The 2,215-nt window shown below is 56.2% G+C and carries 2 protein-coding genes; both read right to left on the bottom strand.

What is annotated here, in order from left to right; translation table 11 throughout:
- Window positions 1–106 precede the first annotated feature (106 nt).
- A complete protein-coding gene (locus tag AC3B8H_RS20560) occupies window positions 107–1,060 on the bottom strand; it encodes a glycosyltransferase family 2 protein (protein ID WP_488443379.1) in 954 nt (317 codons plus the stop codon).
- A gap of 14 nt (window positions 1,061–1,074) precedes the next feature.
- The coding region (locus AC3B8H_RS20555) for a hypothetical protein (protein ID WP_488443378.1) at window positions 1,075–2,215 on the bottom strand (1,141 nt) is incomplete at its 5' end.

Here is a 2,215-nt window from a genome sequence, read left to right as displayed (position 1 = left end):
CAGACAAATGATGGCGCCGCCGTAGCCGATACCATTTTCGACAAACACGATGCGTTTAGGATGTGGTGCGGTCATAAGAATCGACGAGAGCTGTGAGGTCAGTGAATTATTGGCCGAATATGCGTTGTTTGACGGCCCGCAACCCGGCTATGGCGCTCCGCGGCATCAAAGCGGCGATCAGATAAAGTAAGGCTTTGGCATTCGGTTCGCGCATAAAACTGCTCGTGAAGGCGGAGCGGGCGGCGGCGCGAGTGCCATTGGCGAAATACCAATACCCCAAAGTCCAAAACGCTTTTGCGACCAATCCGCCTGGGGATACGCCTTGAGCCCTCAGCTCCAGGCCGGTTTGCCGGGCCAGCGATTCCATCACCCGTGTCAGATCAACCAGCATGCGTTCGCTGGCTTGCGTGGCGTTGTTGCCGTGCTGCCGCCGTAGCATCAAAGGGTCGGGCAGGCAACTGATTGGATGTTTCGCGGCGATTTTAGCCCAAAGCTCCAGATCCTCGCCGAACCGTATCGTCGGATTAAACAGGCCGGCTTCGTATAGTACGGCCTTATCGACCAACACGGTCCCGGTCGGAATAAAGTTTTTCTTGACCAAGGCCGCCAACGCGTTCGGCACCGGGGCTCCGGCCAAGCTAGAAAATGTTTCCAGAAGCCCGTGTTTGCCCAATACCGACGCGGTAAGCAGCCGATTATCACGATCGATTTCCGCCATGTCGCCGGCGATCAGGCGTAGCGACGGATAAGTTTGTAGCGTCCGCAACTGTTTGGCGATTTTATCGGGTGTCCACTGGTCGTCGGCGTCCAAAAACGCGATCCATTCTCCACCGGCAAGTGCAACGCCCTGATTGCGGGCGACTGAAGGGCCTTGGTTGGCTTGGCGATGATAGACAATATCACCGCCGAGATCGGCGACAACCGTTTCCGTATCGTCAACCGAGCCGTCGTCCACCACGATGATTTCGTCGACTAGATGGCTTTGATTGCGAACGCTGGCAACGGCGTCGCGAAGAAATTCCGCATTGTTATAAGCTGGAATGACAGCGCTAATTTTCATCGGAATTTTGAGGGTTAGCCGGCGCGTTTACTGGTCTCGCAAATGATCCAGGCTGGCAGGATTAAACCGGTCAGATAGCCGATCCAAGCCAGTTTCGGGTGTCGGTAATACAACCGATACAGAAACGCACCGACCTGGCGGTAACCACTGGCTTGGTTTAAGCTTTGCCAAGCGTCTCCGTTAAACCGATTGTTGACTTCGTTTCGGTTGCCGTTCAGCCACTCCGCCAATTCTGGCGAAGCCAAAAACCGGACTCGAGGCAGCGTGGTGCAAATTCGGTTTAACAATTGCCGCAATCCGGCGATCGAGTCTCGACACTGTGTATCGCTGCGGGTGAAATTGTATTTGTGTGTGGAAATGGTCAGCGGCAAGGCCTGGCGATGCGCAACTAAAGCTTCGGCGTAGGCGCTGTCCGGTGTGTGCTTGCCGTCGGTGGGTTCGTACATGACATTTCGAACCAAATAGCATTGACCGAAGCGGTTACGCTCCCCGCAACGGATCAAAGCGGGATCGGCGATATATTTGCCGTTGCCATCGCGCCCGACACAACGGTAACCGGCGGTTTGGATCGCCGTAATTTGCAACTCTCGCCAACACGCTTCGATAGTGTCGCCCCAAAGATAACAGGGCGCGACCGTGGTCAGCGTGGGCTGCCCGAACATTTCGGTAAAAAAGCGGCTGGCTGTCTCGACGATGTCGCGGGCTCTATTGGAGTCTATCGGCACGGTCGGCAACTGACCTCCATCGACATAGTGGCCTTGTAGCGGTGAATCCAGCGATTCCCAATCCCACCAGTCGGTAGTGGCGCGCGCGTCGTTTAGGCGCGGATCACCTTGGCGCAGCAGCCTGGCAAAGGCATCGCCGTTCAAATGCTCTAAGCCGTGCAGTTGCGGAACGAATGTGCCTTGTGTGATGCCAGAGCGCATCGTTTGAAAAATTTCCGGGAAATCGGTATCCAGCCGTCTTCGGAAGTATCGGCCTTCGGCATCGTCTTGGGTTTTGGCGATATCCGGCACGGACAAGATCACGTCGCCGGTTAGCACCGCGCGGCGCCCGGTGGAGTCGCGCGTATCGGCCAAGGCATCCAGCAGACTTTTCAGTCTTTCGGCCTGATAAGCTCCACCCGGCCCCCAGTCGTCGCTTTCAATCAAAACC

The sequence above is a fragment of the Methylomonas sp. BG-2 genome (assembly GCF_057766305.1).
This window is presented reverse-complemented; position numbering and strand designations above follow the sequence as displayed.

Coding starts and splice junctions, on each gene's coding strand:
- AC3B8H_RS20560 (WP_488443379.1), bottom strand. CDS start 1,060: ATGAAAATTAGCGCTGTCATTCCAGCTTATAACAATGCGGAATTTCTT.